This is a genomic window from Bifidobacterium animalis subsp. animalis ATCC 25527 (genome assembly GCF_000260715.1).
Taxonomy (GTDB): Bacteria; Actinomycetota; Actinomycetes; order Actinomycetales; family Bifidobacteriaceae; genus Bifidobacterium; species Bifidobacterium animalis.
The window spans coordinates 898,617-923,869 of the sequence record NC_017834.1 but is presented as its reverse complement, the minus strand read 5'-3'; the positions used below and the strand labels follow the sequence as shown (position 1 = coordinate 923,869).

Genomic DNA, 25,253 nt, shown 5'->3' with positions numbered 1-25,253 from the left:
GCATGTCGACGTCTGAATCGTGGTCGCCGCCCTTCCATCGGTGGCACGGCGATATCCCGGCACATACCACCGCATTCGATGCGGCAGGGGAATTTCGCTCAAGAGTGGAATGCCGGTTCCCCACTGCCGAATGGTGGTCTAATTAGACATAGCCTATACCGCTGATGAAAGGAGCCGATTATGGCAGACATCAAGGAACATTTCGAGGAGTTCAAGGATCACATGGAGGAGAAGCACGAGGTGCACAAGGCGGAGCGCGACGAAAAGCGTGCCGAGCGCGCCGAGGACCATGCCGCCAAGGTGATTGCCAAGGAGGACGAGAAAATCGTCAAGGCCGCCGACGACCCGGATGCCAAGCTCGAGAAGATCACCGACAAGGCCGACGACAAGAAGGACAAGGCAGAGGGCAAGGCAGCCGCCAAGGAAGCCCAGGCCACCGAGGATCAGGTGGAGCTCAACGAGCGCTTCGGCACCCAGCTCGGCTGATTCCTTCCGCTACCTCCAATCGAAAGGGACGTGTTCGCCACGTCTCTTTTTCATGTTCCAGGCGTGTCGTCCCCATCATGCAGGACATACCCCATTCCAAGCCTCCCGCAGGAAACGTGCGCTGCGCTGCATCGATTCTCGCTGGTCCGCGACGTCGAAATGCTCTATGGCGAGCACACCATCATATCCACTCAGTCGAGGGCGTTCCAGAATCCGCGCCTGCGGAATCACCCCACTGCCGGCAGTCACCGAATTCCCCTCCGAATCCCTCTCCTTGCAGTGAACATGGACGATACGGGCATGCAGCTGATCATAAGCCGACAGAACGTCTTCGCCGAAGGTAATGAAATTGCCCATGTCGAAAATCAACGCCAGTTCGGGCACATTCTCCAGGTACCAACGCAAGCCATTGATGTTCGAAATCGTCGACTTGCGGTCGTCGAAATCCTCAATCGTGACGGCGACCCCTTTGCCCCTCCCCTCCTCGCTCGCATATCGCAGACCGTCACGCATGCGAACCGCGGCCTCGGTCTGCCCCAGAAAATCCGCAAGGGCCTCGAAATGATGCACAAGAGGCGCCATTGAACGCGATTGTGCATCATCGAGAAAGCCGGGAACGACCAGCATCTTCGAGCCGAGTTCCTTTGCGAGTCTGACATGTCGGTCAATATGCGCGGTCTCATCGGCCGAAGGCATGTCATAGAATTCCCACAGACAGCTCACGCTGAGGCCGGCTGCGGTGATCAACTCAAGCGCATCGCTCGACACAGCTTGTGAATAGTTGAGTTCAATGCCAGTGATTCCAAGGTCTACAGCTTGACAGAGCAGTTGACTGACCGGGATTGCGGTCTGCTCATGGGCTTGGCGGATGTGGTCATAAAACACCGAGATTCGCATTACAGGGCCTCACATTCCAAAGTACGTCGCCTCAACATGGGTGCACACCAATGCACGGCGTTCACAATGATTCGCTGGATCTGCGGATTGTGGTAAACCGGGTATTCCTCATGTCTCGGCTGGAAATAGAAGATTCTGCCCAATCCACGGGTGAATGTGCAGCCGCTGCGGAACACCTGGCTACCGGAGAACCAGCCTGCGAACACGACATCATCCGGCTTCGGCATGTCGAAGTATTCGCCGTACATCTCCTCCTCGGGCAATTCGACGCACTCGGGAACACCTTGTGCAATCGGATGCGTGGGGTTGATGCACCACAGTCTCTCATGTTCCCCGTGTTTCCACTTGAGCGTCATCGAAGTCCCCATGAGCAGTTTCATCACCTTGCTGAAGTGGGCGGAATGCAGCGCTACCAGTCCCATGCCGGAGAGCACGGTCTGTTGCACACGAGCGACAACCTCGTCACTGAATTCAGTCTGCAGGGCATGACTCCAGAACACCAGCACATCGGTGTCGTCAAGCACGGACTGGGTGAGCCCATGCTCGGATTCCCCGAAAGTGGCGGTGCGAACCGACAGGTCTGCATCCACACCAAGCGCACGGGCCAGGCATGTATGAATACCGTCGGGGTAGATTGCGTGCACCCCTCGTACTCACGATCGTGTTTGAATTCATTCCAGATTGTCACCCGTATCATATGCCCTCCGTAACGCCCTGACCATCGACTATCCTCAGCATACGCCATCGCAATGGTCGGCCGTGTAGGCCCTGAGTAGACGCAGGCAGCGACAAGAATCCACATTGTCCTTACCGAACAATCTGGAATGGCATACCCCAGAACATGCTGTAATGGATGAAGTGCCACAAAGGCACACACAAGCGAAAGGAGCCAATCATGAGTGATATGGCTGAAAAGATCGGTGAACTCAAGGGCAAGGCCGAAGTCAAGGCAGACGAGGTCAAAATGAAGGCCGGCGAGCTCAAGGGCAAGGCCGAGGCCAAGCTCGACGAACTCAAGAAGGATCACGAGGACCAGTCCAAGTGACATCGCGTCCCCAGACCGCTTCGAATCCAATGAAAGGCGTGAACCTCAGGTTCGCGCCTTTTCCTTTTGAACCGCAGAGTGTTCCGGGCAATCAGCTGCCACCCCATGCTCGATTACGCCCGAGTCCTATTCGACGGGGCGCTCCGCGTGACGCCGTCGGCGGAAGTGGGCCACGTTTCTGCGCCGGTTCGCCCAGAACGTGCTAAGCCGGTCTGGTGGAGGCATGCTAAGGAGTGTATATGGAAACGATTGAATCGATAACCAAGCAGATCATGGACGACCCGTGTGACGCGGAGTTCACGAAGCGCGGCGAGAAGCCGGTTTTCTCGGCGCCGTCCACCGCGCTCATCACGATAGTCGGGCAATCACCGAGCCTGGACGCGCAGACGCGCGGCCTGTGCTGGGACGACCGCAGCGGTGATACCCTGCGCAAATGGCTCGATGTGGACAAAGAGACGTTCTACGATTCCGGAAAGTTCGCACTCGTGCCGATGGACTTCTACTATCTTGGCGACGTGCCTGGAGACAAGGGCATGGAGGAGCCGCGCGAGTGGGTCGCCCCAACCTACCATCCCGCGATCATGAAGCTGCTGCCGGATGTCAAGTTGACGATTCTGGCCGGATCGTATGCCGTGAAGTACTACCTCAATCAATGGTCGAAGGCGCGTCTCGAGGACACGGTGAAGAACTTCCAGGAATACCTGCCCAAGTACTTCCCGATTGTGCATCCGTCGGGCCGTACCGACATCTGGCGCACCGAGCATCCGTGGTTCGATGGGACGGTGGTGCCGGCACTGCGCGAGCATGTGCATGCCATCCTCGGCAAGTGAAATCGCTCAATTCCAGTGGTGTAAGTCCCCTGTATTCGTTGTGACGGCGAATACAGGGGACTTCGACATGCGGGCGCTCACACCTGTTTGAGTTGTGCGGCGATTTTGATCGCCTCGACGCTCGCGCCCGCTTTGTTGCGCGTCTCCATCCATTCGTTCTCCGGAACGGAGTCGAGCACCAGACCGGCTCCCGCCTGCACACTCGCCTTGTGATCGCGAATGAATGCGGTTCGGATTGCAATGGCCATGTCCATATTGCCGGAGAAATCGAAATAACCGACGGTGCCCCCGTATATGCCGCGATCCGCTGGTTCCATCTGATCGATGAGTTCGATGGCCTTGGGCTTCGGCGCGCCCGACAACGTACCTGCCGGGAATGCCGACGTGAACACGTCCATCACGGAAAGTCCCGGCAGCACACGTCCGGTGACGGTGGAACAGATGTGCATGATGTGGCTGTAGCGCAACACATCCATCAGGGAAACCACCTCCACCGATTCCGGCTCACAGACACGACTCAGGTCGTTGCGGGCCAGATCGACGAGCATGATGTGCTCACTGCGCTCCTTCGGATCCGCAAGCAACTCGTCATGGAGACGTTCATCCTCCTCCGGGGTCTTGCCTCGCGGGCGTGACCCCGCAATCGGGAAACTCATCGCCAATCCGTTGTCGACTTTGATGAGTGTCTCCGGAGAAGATCCGATCACGTTGAAATCACGGCCCTTCGCGTCGGTGAGCGTCATGAAGTACATGTATGGACTCGGGTTGAGCGTGCGCAGTACACGGTAGACGTCAAAGGGATCGGCCGGCGAATCGATGTCGAGACGCTGCGAGCCCACCACCTGGAACACGTCTCCGTCAATGATGTGCCGGCGGGATCGTTCGACCATCGTGATGAAATCTTCCTTCGCCGTCCGGAAGCGCAGCTGCGGTTGGGGAATGGATGTGTCTACGACGTTGACGCGGAATTCGTCCTGTGCCGGAGTCGCGGCCTGGATCTCCATCTGCCCGACGCGCGCGACCGCCTCGTTGTAAGCGGCATCGGCACGGGTCGGCTTGTCGTCCACGTTCACGGCATTGGCGATGAGCCACACGGATCCCGTCTTGTGGTCCACCACGGCAATGTCGGTGGCCAAAGCCAACGTGAGCTCGGGCTGCTCGGTCTCATCGGGCGCATTCGCAGGCAACGTCGGTTCCCAATGTCGAATGGCATCCCAGCCGACATTGCCCACCAGCCCACTGGTCAGATTCGGCAGGCCCTCCACTTTCGGCGATCTGAGCACATCGAGTGTCGCACGCGCCACATCGATGACATCTCCGGTGAGAGGAACACCGGCAGGTACCTTTCCCAGCCAGTCGGCCTCGCCTTGATTCGAACGCAGCTGCGCCATGGAATTGACGCCGATGAAGCTGTACTGACTCCAGGTGCCATTAGTCTCGGCGGATTCGAGAATGAAGGTCCCCGACCGGTGCCCTGCAAGACGTTCATATAACCCCACGGGGGTCAACGAATCGGCAAGGATCCTTCGCACGATGGGGATGATGCGGTACCCTTCACCGGCAAGTTCATGGAACCGCTCGCGCGACGGCCAGGTTTCCCCCCAACCCAGATTCTTCACACTGCTGGAGTCCTGCATGCTCACTCTGCCTCCTCCTGAGGTTCGCGCTCGCCCATGACCACCGGCAACGGCCCACCCTCGTCGAAGCAGCTGCGCTTGCCGGTGTGGCATGCAGCGCCCACCTGATCCACTTCCACGAGAATGGCGTCGCCGTCGCAATCCAGGCTGAGACCCTTCACATACTGCACATGACCGGACGTATCTCCTTTGCGCCAGTATTCCTGCCGCGATCGCGACCAGAACGTGACTCGACCAGTGGTAAGGGTTCGGCGCAATGCCTCATCGTCCATGTACCCCACCATGAGCACCTCATGGGTGTCGTATTGTTGGACGACGGCGCAGACCAGCCCCTTGTCGTCATATTTGAGACGGTCCTTGATACGCTGATCCAGCGTCTTGGTGTTGTCGTATACGATTTCAGATTCACAACTCATGCCTGCTCCAATGCTGTCGGTGTTCATTCATGTTCATTCAATTGATGGCTGGGGAGTATCCAGAGCATCCCCTTGGCCTCTCTAGCGCACGGCGTAGCCGGCACGGCGCAACTCGTCCTTGACCTCGCCGATTGTCACCTTGCCGTAGTGGAAGATTGATGCGGCAAGTACGGCGTCCGCGCCGGCGGCGATGGCAGGCGGGAAATCCTGTGCTTTTCCTGCGCCTCCGGAGGCGATGATCGGAATCGACACCACCTCGCGCATTGCACGGATCATCTCCAGATCGAAGCCCTGCTGCGTGCCATCCGCATCCATCGAATTGAGCAGCACCTCGCCGGCACCAAGCTCCTCGGCACGTCTCGCCCACCACAGGGCGTCGATGCCGGTGGATTTACGGCCACCCATCGTCGTGACCTCGAATCCGGATTGCGTATGCTGCTCCCCACGCTCACGCCGGGCATCCACCGACAGCACCAGCACCTGATTGCCGAAACGCTCGGCAACGCGGCTGATCAGCGTCGGATCGTTAATGGCCGCGGTGTTCACGCTCACCTTGTCTGCACCGCAACGCAGCAACGAATCGACATCTTCGGGCGTGCGCACGCCTCCTCCGACCGTGAGCGGAATGAAAATCTGTTCCGCGGTGCGCGTGACGACGTCGACCATAGTCTGACGATGCGAGCTCGAGGCGGTCACATCGAGGAACGTGAGCTCATCGGCCCCCTGACGGTAATATTCCGCCGCGAGCTCCACTGGATCCCCGGCATCCCTGAGGTTTTCGAAATGAACGCCCTTGACCACACGTCCGTCATCGACATCCAGGCAGGGAATCACACGTACCGCCAACGACATGCTCATGCTCTCCGTTTCATCTTGGGACTTGCATACCGTGCTCTAGCGTACCGATTCCCTGTTACATCGCCATGTGCCTGCTATGGGGCGCCCATATTGTGATATCGCGACCCTGCATATATTCCTCAGGAATACCGGCAACTACCGGTTCACATTGCGTTTGGGCAGACCGAACACGATGACTGCGGCAAGCCAGAACCCCACGGCATACGCAATCACGATCCATGAATGAGGCCAGATTCTCCCGTAGCCGCCCCCAACGGCCGCTACAGCGGACTGCGCGGCATTGTAGAACGGTAATGCCTTCGCGATATCCTGGAATGTCGACCCCATGATCTGGATCGGCACCGTGACCCCGGAGAGAATGAACGCGATTGTCGTGAGCATCGCGCCGCACACACCACCCACGGCCTTGTTGCTCATCAGCGTGCCGCACAGCAGGCTTATCGCCGTGTACATGAGCGCCGTCGGCAAAACCACAATCACCCCAAGCAACATGCGCACGCCGATCGGATGCCCCGAACAGCCTGGCGAACAGGAACGTAACAAGCGACTGTGCCAGTGCCACCACGAGCATGGGCAGCGAATACCCGAGAATGAAATCCGCGGCGGTCATCGGCGAGGCAAACAGGCGTGCGAGAAACGACGACGTGCGATCCTTGGCGATCAGCATGCCGGAGAACAACGAGACGAACACCGGCGCATAGGCGGCGATGGCCGCGGCCAGCTCATCGCTGGAGATTGTCGCAGCATCTGGCACCTGCTTGTATATCAACGACAATGCCCACAGCAGGAGCATCAGGAATGCGAGGCCGAAGAACAGATTCACCGGATCGCGCATGATCTCCTTCATGGTGCGGCGTGCGAACAGCCACGTCCTATGCCAGCTCATTGTTCCCTCCCGCCAGTTTCACGAATGCGTCTTCCAGACTGTCTTCACCGGATTGCTTCTTGAGCTCGGCCAAGGTGCCGACGGCGATGATCCTGCCGGTGACCATGATGGCGATACGGTCGGCCAGCGCCTCCACCTCTTCCAGATAATGCGTGGTGAGCAGTATCGTCACCTGCCCCTTAAGCCCTTTGATCACGTTCCACAGCTCACGACGGGCGAATACATCCAGCCCTACCGTCGGCTCGTCGAGGAACAGGATCTTCGGATTGGTGATGAGACCCATTGCGATGCTGAGCCGGCGTTGCATGCCGCCGGAGAGCGTGTGCGCCTTCTGGGTGGCCACAGCGGTGAGTCCGAATTCATCAAGCGCCTGCTGTGCGCTCGCCTTGGCCTGCCGCACTGTCTGCCCATAGATTCCGGCGATGAGTCTGAGATTCTCGGCGACGCTCAGATTCGGTGCCACGGCCGTTTCCTGGGGCGAGAGATTGATCTGCGGCTTGATGCGCTTCGCATCGGCCAGTATCGATTCTCCCAGCAAGTATGCATTGCCGCTTGTCGGTTTGGTCAATCCGCACAGCATCGAGATCGTCGTCGTCTTGCCTGCGCCGTTCACGCCGAGCAATGCGAAGATCTCGCCCTGCGCCACGGTGATGTTGAGTTTGTCGACCGCGGTGAGGCTGCCGAAGGTCTTGGTCAGGTCGACGGTTCATATGGCGTCCATCTCACTCCCCTGTTTCGTTTCCGTGTACTCGCTCAGCGCATGGAACATGTCGGAAAGGGAACGTTCCGTGAATGTCTCGTCCCAGTCGAGATAACCGGTGACGATCATTGAGGCGATGCCATGCACATACACCCACATTCGCATATGGAAGGCATAGGCTTCGTCATACCCCACACCCAATCGCCTGGCGATGAGTTCGATCACCGGACGCAGTTGGATGCCGGATTGTTCCATCTGCTCAGGCGTGCGCCGATGCATGAACAGCAACGTGAACAGATTTGGCTCCGTGCGCGCGAACTCGATGTATGCGAGACCGCTGGCCAGATATGGCGGTCGATCACCTGCACTCATCGCCGCATCAAGCCTCTCGAGGTACCATGCATTCGCCCGTTCCCAAACGGCCTGCCGTACCTCGTCCATGGTGTCGAACAGGCCGAAGATCGGCTTGACCGAACATCCAAGCTTCTCGGCGAGGGAACGGGCAGTGAGGGATTCCTCGCCGTCGTCGCGGACAATGTCGAACGCGGCTACGGCGACCTTCTCCTGCGTGAATCGTGGTGGACGTGGCAAGGCAATCTCCTCAATCTATTAAGTAACATTTGTTGCGCAACTTATGTTACCTTACAAGAGCAGACTGCTTATGTCAAGTTGGGTATGAAAAAGCGGCACCGAATTGGTGCCGCCTCTACCGAGAATATGCCCATTATGCGTTGTTGGTTTTGGCCGCAAGCTGGCCGCACGCGCCATCGATGTCCTGCCCGCGGGTGTCACGCAATGTGGCGGTGATGCCGGCATTGTGCAGAATCTCGAGGAACCGGCGCTCGTCCTCGGGCTTCGATGCCGTCCACTTCGATCCTTCAATGGGATTGAGGGGAATCGGGTTGACGTGGGCCCAGTTGTCACCGTAATGGTTGAGCCGGTTCGCCAGTTGACGTGCATGCACCTCCTGATCGTTGATGCCCCGCATCAACGCGTATTCGATGCTCACGCGGCGTTTGCTCGCCAGATAATAGTCATGTGCGGCATCGAGCACTTCATCCACATTGAAGCGACGGTTCATCGGTACCAACTCATCACGGAGCGCGTTGTTGGGGGCGTGCAACGAGACCGCCAACCGCACCGGCATGCCTTCCTGCGCGAGTCTGCGAATACCAGGAACCACGCCCACGGTCGATACGGTGATGTTGCGCGCAGAGATCCCGAAGCCTTCCGGAGGCATCGCACTGATCTGTCGGACTGCGGAAACAATCGCCCGATAGTTGCCCATCGGCTCCCCCATGCCCATGAACACGACATTGCTCAATCGGCCGGGACCTCCGGCCACCTCACCCCGTTCCATCATTGCGGCGGCGATGCGCACCTGTTCGAGAATCTCGCCGGTGGACATGTTTCGTGTCAACCCCAATTGGCCGGTGGCGCAGAAAGGGCATCCCATGCCGCAACCCACCTGCGACGAGATGCACAACGTGGTGCGGTTCGGGTAACGCATGAGCACCGACTCGATCTTCGAACCATCGAACAGCTCCCACAGAGTCTTGATCGTCTGCCCGTCATCAGCGACCTGCCGGGTCACTTCGCGAATCAACGTCGGGAAGAATTCACGCGCCACCTCATCGCGTTTGCCTGCCGGGAAATCGGTGAAATTCCCAGCATCTGCGTCAAAGTGCCCATAGTAGTGATTGGCGAGCTGCCGAACCCGGAATTTCGGCAATCCGAGCTCCTTCGCCTTGGCGATGCGCTCATCGTCCGTCAGATCGGCGAAATGAACCGGCGGTTTGCCGCGGCGCGCGTGGTCCTTGCTGAGTACGTCACGGAATGCGCCATTGCGGCCACCTTCAGTGATGCCGGTCTCGACGGTCTCGGAAACCTGATTATCGTCAGTCACTCTGAAATCGCTCATAATCCTTATTCGTCTACAGTCCAGTTGCCCACAGCAATACGCATATGAAAGGCGCGCACATGAGGATCGAATCCACACGATCGAGCACCCCTCCATGGCCTTTCAACATATGCCCCATGTCTTTTATGCCCATATCACGCTTGAGCATCGACGCGCACAGATCACCATAGGTGCCCACAATGCCGATGATCACGCCGGTCAACAACGGCGCCCACCAACGCGTGGTCCACAACGCCGGCTCATAGGTGCAGGCGAATACGGCATAGGCTCCGGCCACCGCGAAGAGCATGGATCCGCACAGCCCCTCCACGGATTTCTTCGGAGAGATGCGCGGACTCAGCTTGTGCCTACCGAACAGTATGCCTGCAAACAGGCCACCAGTGTCGCTCAACGCCGGCATGAACACAATCAACATCGCGTGGGCGAAATAATGCTCGTTGAACGTGAGAGGCATCACGATGCAGGAGGCCAGCAGTGGAATGTACAACACGGTGAACATCGCGACAGCCACCTGAGTCAGATGGCTGTGTTGCTCGGTGCGACGATCGGGCGCATCTGGCGTGGTCAGGGCCTTATTATCAAGTTCCTTCTCCACACGACGTCCATGCCAGACATGCAGAGTGGCGCTGAATGCGACGGCTATGAGCGACACGGCAACACAGACCGCCATGGCCACGACGTGGCGTGGGTAGAAGTACACCGCCAGCAATGTGACCGTGGAACAGATCCATAGTGTGACAAGCGGAATGTGCAGGTTGATCGTCGCGAAGTCCACGCGCAATTCCCATAGCCCCGCGATCATGAACAGCACCACCAGCACCACGAACAGTACGGGGCTGGCCCATAGGCATAGCAGAATGATGGCGATGAGTGCGATTGCCGTACCCACTGCCTGTGGCATATTGCGGCCGGCTTTCCTATTGATCGCGTTGATTGCCTCGTCGGCCTTGGCTTCCCTGTCGCGCTGCGTTTGTGAATCCATTTCCCTACGCCTTACTCATGACGTGACCACTCAAGATGAAAGGCAATGGCATGCTGGATATGCATGCCATTGCCTTTTGGACCATTTGGAGATCAGACCTCCATGATCTCCTTCTGTTTTGCCTCCAGCAATGCATCGAGCTCATCGGTGGTGGACTTCGTCACCTTGTCAAGTTCCTTGAGCAGGCGATCGCCTTCGTCCTCGCCCATCTCGCCATCTTTGACGGCCTTGTCGATGGCTTCCTTGGCCTTGCGGCGAATGTTGCGCACGGCGACCTTGCCATCCTCGGCCTTCGACTTGGCGAGTTTGACGTATTCCTTGCGGCGGTCTTCCGTCAGCTCCGGCATCGTCAGCAGAATGGTGGCTCCGTTGCGACGTGGGCTTGCCCCCAGATCTGAGTCGCGCAGGGCCTTCTCCACTGCATTGGCCTGCGATGGGTCAAATGGTGTGACGGAAAGTGTGCGAGGCTCTGGGACACCAATGGTGGCCACATGCTTGAGCGGGGTGGGAGCGCCATAGTATTCTACCACGATGCCGTTAAGCAAGGCGGGATTGGCTCGGCCTGTGCGGATGCCTGCAAAGTTCTCCTTGGTGGACTCCACCGACTTCTTCATTTGTTCCTTGGACTGATCTACAACGTTTGCCATATGCATGCTCCTCTAGTTTTTGCTGCTTCGTGTGTTCGTCACCGCCGGCGCCTACGCCAGCGAGGAATCTCCATTGGACACCAGTGTACCGATGGAATCGCCCATCAGCGCGCGGGTCACATTACCTTCACCCTCCAAGCCGAAGACGCGAATGGTCTGGTTGTTGTCACGGGCCATGGCCATTGCCGAGGCATCCATGACAGCCAGATTGTCAATGAGCGCGCGCTTATAGCTCAATGTTTCGAAACGCTGGGCACTCGGATCCTTGCGAGGATCGGCGGTGTACACACCGTCCACGCCGTTCTTGCCCATGAGGACCTCATCGCAATGGATCTCCAGCGAACGTTGAATCGACACGGTGTCCGTGGAGAAATACGGCATGCCGGCGCCGGCACCGAAGATGACCACACGGCCTTTCTCCAAATGGCGAATGGCCTTGAGCGGAATGTACGGTTCGGCGACCTGACCCATGGTGATGGCGGTCTGCACGCGTGTCGCCTGTCCGGCCTGCTCGAGGAAATCCTGCAGCGCCAGACAGTTCATCACCGTGCCAAGCATGCCCATGTAATCGCCGCGGGAACGGTCTATACCCGCCTCCTGAAGTTCGGCTCCGCGGAAGAAATTGCCGCCGCCGGTGACGATGGCCACCTGCACTCCCTGCTCCACTGCAGGAACGATTTCACCGGCGATGCGACGGATGGTCGCAGTGTCCACGCCGACTTTGCCATTGCCGAATGCCTCACCGGAGAGTTTGAGCAATACTCGGCGCGGCTGTGCCGAGTCGTTTTCCAATGCCATATTCTGCCTTCCGTTTGCTGCGCCTTCGCGCAGTCACTATTGTCTACAGGGTATCCATGCACGCAGACACCGCATACATATGAAAACGGAGGACGCGGAATTCCGCGTCCTCCGTTTTCATATGTATGCGGTGATCAGTCAAGATCAGGCATCGGCCTCAGGAGCCTTGCCAACCTCGAGACGAGCGAAAGCGAGGGCCTGGCCACCGACTTCTTTGAACAGATCGCCGATCGTCTTGGACGGATCCTTCACATAGGCCTGCTCAAGCAGCACATTCTCCTTGAAGAAGGCATTGAGACGACCTTCGACGATCTTCGGGACGATCTTCTCCGGCTTGCCTTCGGCAAGGGACTTCTCGGTGGCGACACGTCGCTCGGTCTCGACGACATCCTCGGGAACATCGTCGCGGGTGAGCCACTGGGCGCCCATGGCAGAGATCTGCAGGGCGGCCTCATGGGCCACGGCGGCACCGGCCTCATCCGTGGCAATCATCGCGACGATGCTCGGGGGCATCTCAACGGACTTCTTGTGCGCGTAGATCTCGACCTTCGGGCCTTCGATCTTGGCGAACTGACCGACCTTGACATGTTCGCCGAAGAGCGCGGAAGCCTCTTCGACGGCTTCCTTCACAGTGCCATCCTGCGACGGGGCGGCGAGAACGGCGTCGATGTCATCGGCCCCGGCCTTGACGGCGTCCGCGAGCACGGTGTCTGCGAAGTCGATGAACTTCGGGGTCTTGGCCACGAAGTCGGTCTCCGAGTTGAGCTCGACGGCATAGCCGGTCTGGCCCGCCGCGGAATCGATAACAGTGGAGGCGATGGTGCCTTCCTGGGCCTTGCGGCCTTCACGCTTGCCAGCGGCCTGAATGCCCTTGGCGCGAATGATTTCCTTGGCGCGTGCGACGTCGCCGTCGGCCTCGGTGAGCGCCTTCTTGACGTCCATCATGCCGGCGCCGGTCTCCTCACGGACCTGCTTGATCAAAGCTGCAGTGATTGCTGCCATTGATTACTCCTTGTTTGTGTGAAAAGCATGGGTGGTGGGCATAACCTTGCGGTTTACGCCCACCAATGCAACAGCGGCGGAAGGCAAAAGCTTCCCGACGCCGTAGAGATCATTCGACCTCTTCGCCCGGCTTGGCTACAGCCTCTTCATTCTGGGCGTCGGCACGTGCGGCTTCGGAGGAAGCTCCCTCCTCCTCATCGGCCTTCTTCACCTCATTCTCGGTGACCACAGCGTTTTCACGCAGGGTGGCCTTCTCGTCCTTCTCGAGGAGTTCCTTCTCCCAAGCGGCCATCGGCTGCTCGGAGTTGCTCTCGCTCTTGGAGGCGTTGCCGGAGCGCTCCAGCAGGCCCTCGGCGACTGCATCCGCGAACAGGTTCGTGAGCAGTTCGATGCCGCGGATGGCGTCATCGTTGGCCGGAATCGGATACTCGACGGCTTCCGGATCGGCGTTGGTGTCAACAATGGCGACCACCGGGATACCCAGCTTGTGGGCTTCCTCAACGGCCAGGGCTTCCTTGTTGATGTCGACGACGAACATCGCGGAAGGGGTGCGGGTCATGTTGCGGATGCCTCCAAGCTGACGCTCCAGCTTGTCCTTCTCGCGCTTGAGCAGGAGGAGTTCCTTCTTGGTGAGACCGGAGCCGTGCACGTCGTCGAAGTCCATCGTCTCGAGTTCCTTGAGACGGTTGACGCGCTTGGAAACGGTCTGGAAGTTGGTGAGCATGCCGCCGAGCCAGCGTTCGGAGACATACGGCATGTTCACGCGGGTGGCAGCGTTCTTGATCGCTTCCTGAGCCTGCTTCTTGGTGCCGACGAACAGCACGGTGCCATTGTGGGCGACAGTGGTCTTGATGAAGTCGTAGGCGACATCGATCAGATCCAGCGTCTTGAACAGGTTGATGATGTAGATTCCGTTACGCTCGGTAAGGATGTACTGCTTCATCTTCGGGTTCCAACGGCGGGTCTGGTGACCGAACTGGAGACCAGCCTTCAGCATTTCGCTCATAGTGATCTGAGCCATGGTATTACTACCTTCCTAGTCGGTTATTGCCTGGCCATGCGATCCTGCGTGCAGCTGCCCCATACAGGGCTGCCGACCGACACAGGCCGTCGCGGGCATGACGCGAATTCATGTGCACCGGTAGACGATATTCGGTTGGCTCGGAAAGCTGCGACTGCCTTCTTCACCGGTTGGCGCACAACGCTCGATAATACCACAGGGGGTCGCATTTCAATTGCGACCCCCTGTGGACATTCACACCAGATGTTCCCACTGCGTTCGGCATGGCTAGTCAGCACTATTCGAGACTGCGCATGCGGCGCATCGCCGCACGCCGCTCGTCCTTCTCCAAGCGGTCTATATAGAGATGGCCGTTGAGATGGTCGGTCTCGTGCTGGAGCATACGGCCCATGATGCCGTCTCCCTCGAGCACGATCTCATTGCCGTCCAGATCCATGCCGCGCACGCGCGCGTAATCCGCCCGCTTGGTCTTGTACCATAGATTCGGCAGGCTCAGGCATCCCTCATCGCCGTATTGTTCGCCTCGGGTCTCCTCGAGCACCGGGTTGAGCACATAGCCGATCTTGCCATCGATGTTGTACGAGAAGGCTCGGAGGCTGACGCCGATCTGGTTGGCGGAGACGCCCGCTCGGCCTGGATCATCCACAGTATCGAGCAGATCCTGCACGAGATTGCGTACGGCCGGCGTGATCTCTGTAATCGGATCGCATGGCGTGCGCAGTACCGGATCGGGAACGACCCGAATTTCACGAATTGCCACTCTTGTCACTGCTCCTTCGTGTTCTGTTCGGAGGAATCCGAATTCGTTGTGGTCGAGGCCCCATGCTCAGGCTTGGCCGAGGAGGATTCATCGGACCGACCATGCTGCTGAAGCTCCTCAAAGCGTTCCTGTACGTTGTCGAATGCCTGACGAACCTTCGGGGTGACCGTCTCGGCGGTGTGCTGCACGGCTTGGGAGGCTTTCTTCACGGTTTCCGAGGTGCTTTCGATGATCTGCATGCTCACCGGAACCGGACGCGCCGCGTTCTTCGGAGCATAGAGCTCCGCATCGATGAGCTCGCTGTATGTCGAGAGCACCTTGGGGCGCACAACTTTCTGGCTTGGCGTGAGCGTACCTTCCTCGATGCTGAAATCGGAGGGAAGCACGATGAACTTGCGCACCGACTCTGCACGGGATACATTGGCGTTCGCTTTGTCCACGTACTGCTGGATGAATGCGTGGACACCGTCGCTGTGGGCCAGATCGTCCATCGAAAGATTCGTTGGCATGCCCTGATTATCGAGCCAGCTGCGGGTCATCTCCTCATCGAGGGTCACCACTGCGCCAATGAACGGCTTGTTGTCACCGACCACCACCACATGAGACACAATCGGGCATTCACTGATCGCGCTTTCCAGCGGCGCCGGGCTCACGTTCTTTCCACCCGCGGTGATGATGAGATCCTTCTTGCGACCGGTGATGTACAGGAATCCGTCGTCGTCAATGTACCCGAGATCGCCGGTATGCAGCCAACCGCTTGGCTCCAGCACTTCATCGGTAAGCTCCGGGTTCTTGTAGTATCCAAGGAACACGTTGGGGCCTTTGACCTCGATCTCCCCGTCCTCCGCCGTACGCACGGCCATTCCCGGTCCGGGACGTCCGACGGAGCCAACGCGGTTGGCTTTCTGCCAATTGACGATCATCGGAGCAGCCGTCTCCGTCATGCCGTACCCCTGAATGAACGTGATGTCGTCGATGCCATTGAAGAAATGCACGAGGTCCGGATTGATCGGCGCTCCGCCACAGGCGAGATACCGTAGGTTCGGCCCCAGGGCCGAACGGAAGGACGAGGCCACGGTGCTCATATAGAACGAATGCTTGATTCGCATCATCGGCCCCGGATGCTTGTGTTCCGACATCATCTCCGACCAGGAGACGAAATGGTTGACGGCATTGGCGAAAATATGCCCGCGAATGCCGGCGCCGGCCTTCTGGGAAGCTGCGTTGTAGACCTTCTCGAATACGCGAGGCACACCGAGCAGGTACGTCGGCTTGAAGCCACGCAGATCGGCCAACAGATGTTTGGCGTCAGGCACATAGCCCACCACTCCATAACCTCCGATGGCCACATACTGGATGTAACGCGCGAAGCAATGGGCAAGCGGCAGAAACAGCAGCAGACGGTTCGGGGCATCGTACAGCATCTCGGGCAGGATCTCGTAGCCGTTCTTCACAATGTGGGTGAAGTTGCGATGCGAAAGCATGGCACCTTTCGGCTTGCCGGTGGAACCAGACGTGAACACGATGGTGAGCAGGTCATCGGCACGCACCCGGCCGATGGCCGCATCGAGCTCGTCCTCGCTCACCGATTCGCCGTAATTGATGAGCGCTTCCAATGCACCATTCTCGAAGTTGAATACGTGGCGCAGGCATTTGACCTGCTCGGCGATGCGTTCCAAAGTATGGGTATGGTTCTCGTCACCGCCGAATGCGATGGCAGGCTGTACCTCCGTGATGATCGAGTCGGCCTGCTTCTGCGAATCGGTCTCATAGATCGGAACGCTCACCGCACCAATGCTGGCACATGCGAAATCCATGACACCCCACTCGTAGCTGGTGGCGGAATAGATTGCCACCATAGTGCCCGGACGCGCCCCTATGGCCATCAGGCCTTTCGCAACGCTGCGCACCTGGGCCAGCATCTCGCCGGCCATGACATCGACCCATTGGTTCGTCTGAGGGTCTTTGAACTGGGCAATCAGTTCATCGGGGCGTTCCAGAGCACGTTTCGACAGCAGCTGATATACGGTGTCGTCATCCGTGGTCACGTATTTGTTATCGAGTCCATATTCCCTGAGCATGGTTCAACTATATCCAATCGTCTGCCATTTCATCGGATGCCATCAAGTTCATCCCATATCCAAGTAGGTGCATATCCAAGCACTGCCGCGAAGGTCGAGCACCATGTTCACCCAATACTGGAGGGAACCCACCCTCACCTCGATGGTGATTTCGAATCTCATCGGAGACACCGCGGTGCCGTCGATGAGAACGGGCATGGGTTGCGCATAGAAACGTTTGGAATGCAAATCGACATGGCTGCTGGTGGCGGACTTCATGAGATCCCGCATGAGTTCCAACCGCTCGCAGCAGGTGGTGGTGACCATGCCTCTCAGCGCCTGCACCCCCACCCTGCCTCGCACAACCTCAAACGCTATGCAGCAGATCTTGAAAGCACGCTCGCTTATGCCATATGCCGTGATGGGCAGCAGTTTCACATTGACGCAGCTGCGTATGCGGAACCGCACCGGGCATAGGCTGTGATTACGTGAGAGCATGCCGCTGTGCACCGGCAACGGCGTCCGTTCTATGTGCATGTCCACATCGGGAGGGCATGCCTCCAGCTCCTCCTTCAGCGGAGGAATGTCTATAGGCTGCCGCATATTGCCCGCATGTGGTTTCGTATTCGATGGGTTCGATGGTGTATGCATGTTTCCTCTTGAGTCCGATACGGTCCCCTTTGCCGTATTCGGTATCGAATGTATCGAAGCCACGATTGTCCCGCAACCCTGACACGAGGAATTGTGGATTTGTGGATAATTTATTCACATTCCTCCTGCATTCTTGCCGTTGCACCCTTTCTCCGATAATGCCAAAGCGCCGAGCCTGATGAAATGGCAGGCTCGGCGTTTTGATGTTCCCGTTCAGGATCGGTTGGCGGTGACCACCACGGGGCATCGTTGGAAGCTCTTGATGTCCACATAGCCACACGATGCCATGGCGCGGCGCAATGCCCCTATGAAGTTCGTGGTGCCGTCCGCCTTGTGGCTCGGACCATACAGAATCTCTTGCAGGGTGCCAACCGTACCGACTTCAGAGCGCAGGCCACGCGGCAGTGTGGCGTGACGAGCCTCGGACCCCCAATGCGTTCCATGCCCCGGTGCCTCTTGGGCACGGGCCAGCGGCGCACCGAGCATGGCCGCATCGGCTCCCATGGCGAGGGCAGTGACGAAGCTGCCTGATTCGCCCATGCTGCCATCCGCAATCACCTGTACGTATCGGCCCCCCGACTCATCCATGTAGTCACGTCGCGCCTCGGCCACATCGGAGATGGCGGTCGCCATCGGGATGGACACCCCGATGGTCTGGCGGTTGGCGGATGTCGCGACGCCACCGAACCCAACCAGCACACCGGCAGCCCCAGCACGCATCAGATGCAATGCAGCCCGGTAGTTTGCCGCACCGCCGACTATCACCGGCACGTCGAGGTCGTAGATGAACTGCTTGAGGTTCAAAGGCTCATGGTTCTTCGAAACATGCTCCGCCGACACGGAAGTGCCGCGGATCACGAACAGGTCCACACCGGCATTGAGCACAGTCGAATAGTACTGCTGCGTGCGCTGCGGGGAAAGGGCACCTGCCACGGTTACCCCTGCATCGCGAATCTCGTGGAGTCGTTCAACAATGAGTTCGGGCTTGATTGGCTCCGCATAGGCTTGTTGCAGATACGCCGTGGCATCGTCGGGATCCAACGAGGCGATCTTCTCCAGAATCGGTTCGGGATTCTCGTATCGGGTCCACAGACCTTCCAAATCGAGTACGCCAACAGTTCCAAGTTTGCCCATGGCTATGGCCGTCTGTGGGCTCGTCACCGAATCCATCGGGGCCCCGATCACCGGGATGTCGAATTCATAGGCATCCACCTGCCACGAGGTGGACACGTCCTGCGGATCGCGGGTGCGACGGGAGGGGACGATGGATATGTCGTCCAAGCCATAAGCGATGCGGGCCTTCTTGCCAAGGCCGATTTCTGTTTCCTGAGCCATGCCTTTAGGCTATCCGTGCCATGTGACACGTCACCCACACCGTTTGCAGAATGGACAAATATTCATGTTGGTAACACTTTTGCATTACACATGGGTTTGTTACCCGCAACGACTGGAGGACACAGCATGGCCAAAATCAAGGTCGAAGGCAAGGTGGTTGAGCTCGACGGCGACGAGATGACACGCGTCATCTGGAAGGACATCAAGGATCGTCTCATACTGCCGTATCTCGACATCGATCTCGACTATTACGACCTGGGAATCGAGAACCGCGACGCCACGGATGACCAAGTGACCATCGACGCGGCAGAAGCGATCAAGCGCGAACATGTGGGTGTCAAATGCGCCACGATAACCCCCGACGAGGCGCGTGTGGAGGAGTTCGGCCTCAAGAAAATGTGGAAGTCGCCGAACGGCACCATTCGCAACATTCTCGGTGGTACGATCTTCCGCGAGCCGATTGTCATAGACAACATTCCTCGTCTGGTGCCTGGTTGGACAAAGCCGATTGTAGTGGCTCGCCACGCGTTCGGCGACCAGTACAAGGCCACCGACTTCAAGGTGCCGACTTCTGGCACTCTCACCGTGACCTTCACCCCGAATGACGGCTCCGAGCCGATCGAACATGTGGTGTTCGATTATCCCGGGAGCGGCGTGGCGCAGGTGCAGTACAATCTCGATGAATCGATTCGCGGCTTCGCACGCGCATGCTTCAACTATGGACTCCTGCGGCACTACCCCGTGTACCTCTCCACGAAGAACACGATTCTCAAGGCCTACGACGGCGAGTTCAAAGACATTTTCGCCGAGGTGTTCGAAACCGAATACAAGCAACGTTATGAGCAGGAGGGACTCACCTACGAGCACCGGTTGATCGACGATATGGTGGCCAGCTCGCTCAAGTGGCATGGCGGTTACGTGTGGGCCTGCAAGAACTATGACGGTGATGTGCAGTCCGACACCGTGGCGCAGGGATTCGGGTCGCTGGGACTCATGACGTCGGTTCTCATGACTCCCGATGGCCAAACCGTCGAAGCCGAGGCCGCCCATGGAACGGTCACACGCCATTACCGTCGCTGGCAGAAAGGCGAGAAGACCTCCACGAACCCGATCGCCTCGATCTACGCCTGGACCGGCGGCCTCAAGCACCGCGCAAAACTCGATGGCACCCCACAGGTCGCCAATTTCGCAGAAACACTGGAACAGACCATCATCTCGACCGTTGAGGGCGGCCAGATGACCAAGGATCTGGCCATACTCATTGATCCAAGCCATGAATGGCTCGACACAGAGCAGTTCATGAACGCTCTGGATGAGAACCTGCAAAGGAACCTTGCCGAGCAGCGTTGAATCTGACATCCTCACGACATTCGGGGCCTGTGCATACGCACAGGCCCCGAAGTGTTGCAGGCCGGGTACAATGTAACGGCATACGCTGCGATCTAGGCAAAGGACAAGGGCGGTTATGGGCAAAGGCACCTCTCACATCATTCGCGCATTCGTCTCGTTGGCGATGGCTGGCTCACTGATGTGTGCAACGGCCGGATGCTCCACCGATCCATCGACCGGCACCGCCACCACCAGCCCCTCGGCCACCACCGCAGCTTCGACAGGGCACGTGGCGCTCTTCCTTCCATCGAACTCCCCCAATCTTTCGCAGAACGTTCCCCTGAACAACTGGAACACTCTCAATGATTCGCTCGAGAACGCGCTGTCCACTGACGGATTCTCCGGCAAGTCCATGAACCGTGAGACCAGCGGTTCGTTGGCAAGCCAGAGCGATGCCTTGAAGCGGTATGTGCAGGAACGGCTCAATGCGGATTCCAAGGAGCAATACGGCGACCCGCAAACCGAGCAGGGGGCAACGACGATTGTCATCGCCCCGGCCGTCAGGCTTGACAGGAACTACGGCGAATACAGCCATTTCATCACCACTCCGAACCAGGAGCCCTCCGACCAGGATGCATCCGACACTGACTCAGATGAATCCTCTTCCATGCGCCAGATAGCCGATTCGCTGAACAAGGCGAAGAACGCGGGGATGCATGTGGTGGTGCTGAGCAACCCGATCGACGGCTTCGTTCCGAACGTCTACGTCCCATTGGTGACTGCCGCCGACATCGGCCGTATGCAGGCACAGCAGATCGTATCCAAACTCGATCTCGATGCGGTGAGCGAGTCGAATCCCAAAGCCATAGAGGTTCTCCTGCCGAACACAGACCCGTCCGGCAAAAACAATTCGTTCCAAGCGCAGGCATTTGAAGGCATCTGGGAGGTTCTGGGGCCGTATTTCCGGCAGCGCAAGGCATATAGCCCCTCACAACGCCTCTCGTTCTTCACCACGAAAAGCGATTACAAGGATGTGATGTTCAAGGCGACGAAGGACTCCCAGATAGAGGATGAGCTCAAGTCACGCCTCGAGACGAAAGGACGCGATGCAGCCGTACGCATCGACGGTATCTTGGCGATGAACGATTTCACTGCGGCCGCATCGATCAAGGCACTGAAAACGATGGGCTATTCAGGATCCTCCATGGATGTCAACCCCTCCATCACCATTTTCGATGTGGTGGGCAACATTGCAGGAAGGAAGCCACTGAACAGACAACGTGTGCCTAATCCAGCACAGTCAGGTGATGAGTCCGCGCAACCATCCCAGACAACGAAGACGGACTCCAAGCAATGGCCCATTATCACCGGTTTTGGTGCCTATATATCCGATATCCCGAACATTGTGAATGGATTGCAGTGGATGACCGGTCTGGTGGACGTCCATGCCAACACCGGCACCATTGCACAAATCGCACTGCAGCTCAACCGCAAGGAGAAGCTCTCCAACATTGCCGAGCTCAAAACCAGCGACGACTACGGTTCGGAGATCCCCACACTGCATATAACCCTGCTGGCCGTGAGTGCCGCAAATCTGAAGGCCGCATTGATCGATCCGGGGTACATCTCATTGGCCGACGCCGACATGTGATGCGATGTGCCGGTGGGACGCTATTCGGAATAGGGAACCAGCCGAATCTGCATTGGGCGCAGGAACCACGCCGGATCGAGATAGTCCCTACGTCCAGTGCGCTTGATACCCCAATGCGCGCAACTTTCCCCACAGTGGTCGCTCTGGCCTCCGACTGAGGCGAATCGCTTTCCGCGATGCACTTTGTCGCCTACCGCCAGTTGAGTGTGCGCCGGTTCGAATGTGAGCGTGTACGGACCTGTGTCGATACTCACCACCGATTTCCCCGCCACCATCCCGCTGAAACTGATGGCCCCATCGCTGGGTGCCAGCAACTCATGCGTACCATTCAACGAGATATCCACTCCCCTATGCCCAGGGCTCCATTGCCATTCCGGCCGGTCGAACCCCCTGACAATCAATCCGTCGGGCACGGGCGACAGCATGCGAGCATGGCACATTTCCCCTGCGATTGCCGTACAACCAGCAACGAGCTCCATGCCATGAATCTCACTCGACGAGACAGCGAGCGGGACAACGGCACCGCAAACCAGGCATAGCGCCAGAATCAGCAGTTCATGCTGCATCCGCAGCAACCGCAGCATCCACAATCTCACCATCCTGAGTCTGCGAGCCCGCCATCGACGCCAGCCATTCCAGGAAGTCCCATGATGTGCCATATCTCCTCCAGCCACGTAGTGATCTGGATTCCACTATGACCGGTTAGCATCCACGTGTCCAGTCTGGCAGGTCATTGTGGTCGGAGAACGGGTTATGCACCATCACCTCATTGCCGTCAATGGCACGCACTCATTGCCGAGACAGATGAGAAAGGTCGATGGCGAATCCGAAGACGTCATTCCAGCGAATCGAGCACCTCGTCAATAAGCAGTCGGGTGCGAACAGCTCCCGGTCGAAGACGAGGAAATCTGCGCATGGCATTCGTTGGATCCGAATCGGCGGCACGTGCCACGTTCGATTTGCTGGTGCCATGTTGCACGGCTTTCTCGGCCAATCTGTCCACCAATGAATCCGACACCTGCCGCAGCCGTTCAGCCACCCAGAGTTGCGAGACGTCGGAAGAGAGTCCGTAATCCTCTTCCAATTCCGACGAAGCCTCCTGAACAGCCGCCCACAGCACCATGAAGGGCTTACGGTAATAAGCAATCTGATCCTCCATGCGTTCGCTCTCGATCGCTGCAAGAGCACGCCGGTCATCAGTGTTCCTGCTCATACGCGCACACCCACCTCCTGTATAACAAAAAAGCCGCCCGAGGGCGGCTGATGGCTCCTGCGACTGGGCTTGAACCAGTGACCGTCCGATTAACAGTCGGATGCTCTGCCAACTGAGCTACGCAGGAATGCGCTTGCATGATCTCTCACACGCAACAGACATATAATTTACACACGATATTTTGAATACGCAAATCCGGCGTGTCGGCATACTCCCCGGATTCATATGACACGACCGTCATTTTCTCCGATGCGCGTAGAATGCAACATAGAGAGAAATCCGCATAATATGCGATGGGCTTATGCCCCGCAAACCCAATCAGGGAGAATATGGAGCCAGTGCAGCCGAATATGCCGAAATCCAGCAACGACCATGGTGACACCAGCAGCCCGGCATCATCCACACATCGGAATGCACCGATCATCGTCATGCTCTGTCTTGCCATTGTCTTCGCAGCCGGCGCCGCACTCATCGTGCACAACATGAACGTCTCCTATCTCACCCATGCCAGACATATGTGCGCCGCGGCAAGCGATGAACTGCGCATCGCGATGAACACCTACACATACCTGCACGATAGTGAGGCAAGCAAGGCATACCATCTTGGCACCTATGACGTGCAGGACCCCAATGTGCTCGTGCAATTCGCCAAGGAATATGAGGAGAAGGTCCCGGAAATCACCGGGTGCAATGCCAACAGCGTCGAGGAACTGCAGCGCCGAACCGGCCGCATCATGGAGAACACAGGCTGGTACACCACTCATCACGACAGACTCAAGGAGCTGACCGAATTGGTCAATGAGTCGCGTCGCGACACCGTATCTGGCACACAATGGAAAAGCCGCCCGAGGGCGGCTGATGGCTCCTGCGACTGGGCTTGAACCAGTGACCGTCCGATTAACAGTCGGATGCTCTGCCAACTGAGCTACGCAGGAATGCGCTCGCATGATCTCTCACACGCAACAAATGTTTAGTTTAGCGGGTGAGTCGAAAAATGCAAATCAACGCGTGTCGCACCGTATCCCCGGCGGGATGCCGCACCAATCCGGAGACAACCACTGCAATACCTCACATGCTGATCTTGGTAAGCGGCATCGCAGAGTCGATGGGGAATTCCATGTCAGACGGCGCCACACCGGCCTCCACCAAATTCGAACCAAGCATCGCCACCATGGCACCGTTGTCCGTACACAGTTTGATCTGCGGTATGCGCACGTCGACCCCGTGATTGCGCCCAGCCTCCACAAGCGCCTCCCGGAGCTGCGAGTTCGCCGAGAACCCACCGCCCACAATCAACGTGGTGGAATCGAACTGCTCGCATCCTCGCATGCTCTTTCGGGAAAGCACCTGCGCCACTGATCCGGCCAGCGACGCGCATACGTCGTCCACCGGGATCTCCTGCCCTCTCCCCTGCCGTTCTTCGATCCAACGGGCAATGGCTGTTTTCACCCCGGAGAAGCTGAAATCGTAAGGGTGTTCCTTACCGGCGCGACCTTGCGTGAGTCCTTGTGGCACCTTGATGGCATGCGGATCGCCATGCTGGGCATGCCGGTCGATGTATGGGCCGCCGGGGTATGGGAATCCCAGCAGTCGGGCCACTTTGTCGAAACACTCCCCTGCCGCGTCATCCAATGTCGTCCCCACCACCTCGACATCACGCGCGATATCGTTGACGTGCAACAGCGAGGTGTGTCCGCCAGAGACGATGAGCGCCATCGTATTGGCAGGGAGATCACCAAACTGCAATTGCGTGACGGCCACATGCCCAATGACGTGGTTGATGCCGTAGATCGGCTTGTTGGCTGACCAGGCCAATGCCTTCGCCCCCGAGACGCCGACCGCAAGGCACCCTGCCAAACCGGGGCCTGCCGAGACGGCGATGGCATCGACATCGTCGATGGTCATGTTCGCGTCGGCGAGCGCTTTCGATACCACCGGCACGAATGACTGTGCGTGCGCACGGGAGGCGATTTCGGGGATGACGCCACCGTATCGGGCGTGTTCGTCCATGGATGAGGCGACGACATTCGTCAGCAGTGTCTTGCCTTGCACGACGGCGGCGGCGGTTTCGTCGCAGGTGGATTCGATGCCGAGAATGATTTGGTTGCTCATTGTTTTCTTTCTTGGG

At 58.2% G+C, this 25,253-nt stretch carries 27 protein-coding genes, 2 tRNA genes and 1 pseudogene; 6 read left to right on the top strand and 24 right to left on the bottom strand.

Annotated features, from left to right (window positions below; all coding sequences use genetic code 11):
• Positions 1-180: 180 nt before the first annotated feature.
• Positions 181-486: a hypothetical protein gene (locus BANAN_RS03925; protein ID WP_014697636.1), complete on the top strand. Its 306-nt coding sequence runs from the start codon at positions 181-183 to the stop codon at positions 484-486.
• A gap of 75 nt (positions 487-561) precedes the next feature.
• On the opposite strand, the gene BANAN_RS03920 is transcribed toward BANAN_RS03925, so the two are convergent.
• Positions 562-1,383 (bottom strand): sugar phosphate isomerase/epimerase family protein, encoded by an 822-nt coding sequence (locus tag BANAN_RS03920; protein WP_080571629.1) that lies wholly within the window; start codon positions 1,381-1,383, stop codon positions 562-564.
• Positions 1,383-2,027, bottom strand: coding sequence for a ThuA domain-containing protein (locus BANAN_RS03915; protein ID WP_014697634.1), 645 nt, complete (start codon positions 2,025-2,027; stop codon positions 1,383-1,385). The genes BANAN_RS03920 and BANAN_RS03915 overlap by 1 nt, the downstream gene beginning before the upstream one ends.
• Positions 2,028-2,278: 251 nt before the next feature.
• Here BANAN_RS03915 and BANAN_RS08435 point away from each other — a divergent pair, with 251 nt between their 5' ends.
• Both BANAN_RS08435 and BANAN_RS03910 read left to right on the top strand, forming a co-directional pair.
• Positions 2,279-2,428 (top strand): hypothetical protein, encoded by a 150-nt coding sequence (locus BANAN_RS08435; RefSeq protein WP_014697633.1) that lies wholly within the window; start codon positions 2,279-2,281, stop codon positions 2,426-2,428.
• Positions 2,429-2,667: 239 nt separating this feature from the next.
• Positions 2,668-3,258, top strand: a complete 591-nt coding sequence (locus BANAN_RS03910; RefSeq protein ID WP_014697632.1) for a uracil-DNA glycosylase family protein — start codon at positions 2,668-2,670, stop codon at positions 3,256-3,258.
• Positions 3,259-3,335: 77 nt separating this feature from the next.
• Here BANAN_RS03910 and BANAN_RS03905 read toward each other — a convergent pair whose 3' ends face one another.
• The 17 genes and pseudogenes from BANAN_RS03905 to BANAN_RS03830 form a co-directional block, all read right to left on the bottom strand.
• Positions 3,336-4,895, bottom strand: coding sequence for a chorismate-binding protein (locus tag BANAN_RS03905; protein ID WP_041776996.1), 1,560 nt, complete (start codon positions 4,893-4,895; stop codon positions 3,336-3,338).
• 2 nt (positions 4,896-4,897) lie between these two features.
• Positions 4,898-5,311 (bottom strand): phosphoribosyl-AMP cyclohydrolase, encoded by a 414-nt coding sequence (hisI, locus tag BANAN_RS03900; protein WP_041777118.1) that lies wholly within the window; start codon positions 5,309-5,311, stop codon positions 4,898-4,900.
• An 81-nt stretch (positions 5,312-5,392) separates the two neighbouring features.
• On the bottom strand, positions 5,393-6,163 hold the full coding sequence (hisF, locus tag BANAN_RS03895; RefSeq protein WP_014697629.1) for an imidazole glycerol phosphate synthase subunit HisF: 771 nt from the start codon (positions 6,161-6,163) through the stop codon (positions 5,393-5,395).
• A gap of 141 nt (positions 6,164-6,304) precedes the next feature.
• Complete coding sequence (locus tag BANAN_RS08715; protein ID WP_232311467.1) at positions 6,305-6,643, bottom strand: ABC transporter permease; 339 nt, start codon at positions 6,641-6,643, stop codon at positions 6,305-6,307.
• A 106-nt stretch (positions 6,644-6,749) separates the two neighbouring features.
• A pseudogene (locus tag BANAN_RS08710) lies at positions 6,750-7,004 on the bottom strand (ABC transporter permease); the annotation flags it as partial.
• A gap of 37 nt (positions 7,005-7,041) precedes the next feature.
• The gene (locus BANAN_RS03885; RefSeq protein ID WP_080988421.1) at positions 7,042-7,707 is read right to left on the bottom strand and encodes an ATP-binding cassette domain-containing protein; all 666 of its coding nucleotides are present in this window, start codon (positions 7,705-7,707) and stop codon (positions 7,042-7,044) included.
• A gap of 54 nt (positions 7,708-7,761) precedes the next feature.
• The gene (locus BANAN_RS03880; protein WP_014697627.1) at positions 7,762-8,346 is read right to left on the bottom strand and encodes a TetR-like C-terminal domain-containing protein; all 585 of its coding nucleotides are present in this window, start codon (positions 8,344-8,346) and stop codon (positions 7,762-7,764) included.
• Between the two features lie 133 nt (positions 8,347-8,479).
• A complete protein-coding gene (rlmN, locus tag BANAN_RS03875; RefSeq protein WP_014697626.1) occupies positions 8,480-9,676 on the bottom strand; it encodes a dual-specificity RNA methyltransferase RlmN in 1,197 nt (398 codons plus the stop codon).
• A gap of 13 nt (positions 9,677-9,689) precedes the next feature.
• Entirely contained in the window at positions 9,690-10,658 is a 969-nt protein-coding gene (locus BANAN_RS03870; RefSeq protein WP_014697625.1) for a phosphatidate cytidylyltransferase, read from the bottom strand.
• 92 nt (positions 10,659-10,750) lie between these two features.
• Positions 10,751-11,305, bottom strand: coding sequence for a ribosome recycling factor (gene frr / locus BANAN_RS03865; protein ID WP_041776995.1), 555 nt, complete (start codon positions 11,303-11,305; stop codon positions 10,751-10,753).
• A 51-nt stretch (positions 11,306-11,356) separates the two neighbouring features.
• Entirely contained in the window at positions 11,357-12,103 is a 747-nt protein-coding gene (gene pyrH, locus BANAN_RS03860; RefSeq protein WP_014697623.1) for a UMP kinase, read from the bottom strand.
• Between the two features lie 144 nt (positions 12,104-12,247).
• A complete protein-coding gene (tsf, locus tag BANAN_RS03855) occupies positions 12,248-13,105 on the bottom strand; it encodes a translation elongation factor Ts (RefSeq protein WP_004218011.1) in 858 nt (285 codons plus the stop codon).
• A 109-nt stretch (positions 13,106-13,214) separates the two neighbouring features.
• Complete coding sequence (gene rpsB / locus BANAN_RS03850) at positions 13,215-14,126, bottom strand: 30S ribosomal protein S2 (protein WP_014697622.1); 912 nt, start codon at positions 14,124-14,126, stop codon at positions 13,215-13,217.
• Positions 14,127-14,403: 277 nt separating this feature from the next.
• Positions 14,404-14,886 carry a peptide deformylase gene (locus BANAN_RS03845; protein ID WP_014697621.1) on the bottom strand — a complete coding sequence of 161 codons (483 nt, stop codon included), beginning with the start codon at positions 14,884-14,886 and terminating at the stop codon, positions 14,404-14,406.
• A gap of 5 nt (positions 14,887-14,891) precedes the next feature.
• Positions 14,892-16,967, bottom strand: a complete 2,076-nt coding sequence (locus BANAN_RS03840) for an AMP-dependent synthetase/ligase (RefSeq protein ID WP_014697620.1) — start codon at positions 16,965-16,967, stop codon at positions 14,892-14,894.
• A 48-nt stretch (positions 16,968-17,015) separates the two neighbouring features.
• Positions 17,016-17,597, bottom strand: a complete 582-nt coding sequence (locus BANAN_RS03835; protein ID WP_014697619.1) for a hypothetical protein — start codon at positions 17,595-17,597, stop codon at positions 17,016-17,018.
• 213 nt (positions 17,598-17,810) lie between these two features.
• Positions 17,811-18,932 (bottom strand): GuaB3 family IMP dehydrogenase-related protein, encoded by a 1,122-nt coding sequence (locus BANAN_RS03830; RefSeq protein ID WP_014697618.1) that lies wholly within the window; start codon positions 18,930-18,932, stop codon positions 17,811-17,813.
• A gap of 126 nt (positions 18,933-19,058) precedes the next feature.
• Here BANAN_RS03830 and BANAN_RS03825 point away from each other — a divergent pair, with 126 nt between their 5' ends.
• Both BANAN_RS03825 and BANAN_RS03820 read left to right on the top strand, forming a co-directional pair.
• A complete protein-coding gene (locus tag BANAN_RS03825) occupies positions 19,059-20,282 on the top strand; it encodes an NADP-dependent isocitrate dehydrogenase (RefSeq protein WP_014697617.1) in 1,224 nt (407 codons plus the stop codon).
• Between the two features lie 115 nt (positions 20,283-20,397).
• A complete protein-coding gene (locus BANAN_RS03820; RefSeq protein WP_014697616.1) occupies positions 20,398-21,912 on the top strand; it encodes a type 1 periplasmic-binding domain-containing protein in 1,515 nt (504 codons plus the stop codon).
• 20 nt (positions 21,913-21,932) lie between these two features.
• Here BANAN_RS03820 and BANAN_RS03815 read toward each other — a convergent pair whose 3' ends face one another.
• The 3 genes from BANAN_RS03815 to BANAN_RS03805 form a co-directional block, all read right to left on the bottom strand.
• Positions 21,933-22,511 (bottom strand): M23 family metallopeptidase, encoded by a 579-nt coding sequence (locus BANAN_RS03815; RefSeq protein WP_014697615.1) that lies wholly within the window; start codon positions 22,509-22,511, stop codon positions 21,933-21,935.
• A gap of 236 nt (positions 22,512-22,747) precedes the next feature.
• Positions 22,748-23,125, bottom strand: a complete 378-nt coding sequence (locus BANAN_RS03810; RefSeq protein WP_004218027.1) for a hypothetical protein — start codon at positions 23,123-23,125, stop codon at positions 22,748-22,750.
• Between the two features lie 51 nt (positions 23,126-23,176).
• A tRNA-Asn gene (locus tag BANAN_RS03805) sits at positions 23,177-23,252 on the bottom strand.
• A 202-nt stretch (positions 23,253-23,454) separates the two neighbouring features.
• Between BANAN_RS03805 and BANAN_RS08225 the strand changes: the two genes are divergently transcribed.
• Positions 23,455-24,006 (top strand): hypothetical protein, encoded by a 552-nt coding sequence (locus BANAN_RS08225; protein WP_014697614.1) that lies wholly within the window; start codon positions 23,455-23,457, stop codon positions 24,004-24,006.
• Here the strand turns inward: BANAN_RS08225 and BANAN_RS03795 are convergent.
• Positions 23,985-24,060, bottom strand: a tRNA-Asn gene (locus tag BANAN_RS03795). The genes BANAN_RS08225 and BANAN_RS03795 overlap by 22 nt on opposite strands.
• Positions 24,061-24,193: 133 nt before the next feature.
• Complete coding sequence (gene tsaD / locus BANAN_RS03790; RefSeq protein ID WP_014697613.1) at positions 24,194-25,237, bottom strand: tRNA (adenosine(37)-N6)-threonylcarbamoyltransferase complex transferase subunit TsaD; 1,044 nt, start codon at positions 25,235-25,237, stop codon at positions 24,194-24,196.
• Between the last annotated feature and the right edge of the window lie 16 nt (positions 25,238-25,253).

What these genes read in the sequence shown, in the direction of transcription:
- BANAN_RS08225 (WP_014697614.1), top strand. Translation starts at nt 23,455, where the DNA reads ATGGAGCCAGTGCAGCCGAATATGCCGAAATCCAGCAACGACCATGGT.
- rlmN (WP_014697626.1), bottom strand. Translation starts at nt 9,676, where the DNA reads ATGAGCGATTTCAGAGTGACTGACGATAATCAGGTTTCCGAGACCGTC.
- frr (WP_041776995.1), bottom strand. Translation starts at nt 11,305, where the DNA reads ATGGCAAACGTTGTAGATCAGTCCAAGGAACAAATGAAGAAGTCGGTG.
- BANAN_RS08435 (WP_014697633.1), top strand. Translation starts at nt 2,279, where the DNA reads ATGAGTGATATGGCTGAAAAGATCGGTGAACTCAAGGGCAAGGCCGAA.
- tsaD (WP_014697613.1), bottom strand. Translation starts at nt 25,237, where the DNA reads ATGAGCAACCAAATCATTCTCGGCATCGAATCCACCTGCGACGAAACC.
- BANAN_RS03910 (WP_014697632.1), top strand. Translation starts at nt 2,668, where the DNA reads ATGGAAACGATTGAATCGATAACCAAGCAGATCATGGACGACCCGTGT.
- BANAN_RS03835 (WP_014697619.1), bottom strand. Translation starts at nt 17,597, where the DNA reads ATGCATACACCATCGAACCCATCGAATACGAAACCACATGCGGGCAAT.
- BANAN_RS03815 (WP_014697615.1), bottom strand. Translation starts at nt 22,511, where the DNA reads ATGGTGAGATTGTGGATGCTGCGGTTGCTGCGGATGCAGCATGAACTG.
- BANAN_RS03870 (WP_014697625.1), bottom strand. Translation starts at nt 10,658, where the DNA reads ATGGATTCACAAACGCAGCGCGACAGGGAAGCCAAGGCCGACGAGGCA.
- hisF (WP_014697629.1), bottom strand. Translation starts at nt 6,163, where the DNA reads ATGTCGTTGGCGGTACGTGTGATTCCCTGCCTGGATGTCGATGACGGA.
- BANAN_RS03820 (WP_014697616.1), top strand. Translation starts at nt 20,398, where the DNA reads ATGGGCAAAGGCACCTCTCACATCATTCGCGCATTCGTCTCGTTGGCG.
- BANAN_RS03920 (WP_080571629.1), bottom strand. Translation starts at nt 1,383, where the DNA reads ATGCGAATCTCGGTGTTTTATGACCACATCCGCCAAGCCCATGAGCAG.
- BANAN_RS03840 (WP_014697620.1), bottom strand. Translation starts at nt 16,967, where the DNA reads ATGCTCAGGGAATATGGACTCGATAACAAATACGTGACCACGGATGAC.
- hisI (WP_041777118.1), bottom strand. Translation starts at nt 5,311, where the DNA reads ATGAGTTGTGAATCTGAAATCGTATACGACAACACCAAGACGCTGGAT.
- BANAN_RS03905 (WP_041776996.1), bottom strand. Translation starts at nt 4,895, where the DNA reads ATGCAGGACTCCAGCAGTGTGAAGAATCTGGGTTGGGGGGAAACCTGG.
- pyrH (WP_014697623.1), bottom strand. Translation starts at nt 12,103, where the DNA reads ATGGCATTGGAAAACGACTCGGCACAGCCGCGCCGAGTATTGCTCAAA.
- rpsB (WP_014697622.1), bottom strand. Translation starts at nt 14,126, where the DNA reads ATGGCTCAGATCACTATGAGCGAAATGCTGAAGGCTGGTCTCCAGTTC.
- BANAN_RS03825 (WP_014697617.1), top strand. Translation starts at nt 19,059, where the DNA reads ATGGCCAAAATCAAGGTCGAAGGCAAGGTGGTTGAGCTCGACGGCGAC.
- BANAN_RS03810 (WP_004218027.1), bottom strand. Translation starts at nt 23,125, where the DNA reads ATGAGCAGGAACACTGATGACCGGCGTGCTCTTGCAGCGATCGAGAGC.
- tsf (WP_004218011.1), bottom strand. Translation starts at nt 13,105, where the DNA reads ATGGCAGCAATCACTGCAGCTTTGATCAAGCAGGTCCGTGAGGAGACC.
- BANAN_RS03925 (WP_014697636.1), top strand. Translation starts at nt 181, where the DNA reads ATGGCAGACATCAAGGAACATTTCGAGGAGTTCAAGGATCACATGGAG.
- BANAN_RS03830 (WP_014697618.1), bottom strand. Translation starts at nt 18,932, where the DNA reads ATGGCTCAGGAAACAGAAATCGGCCTTGGCAAGAAGGCCCGCATCGCT.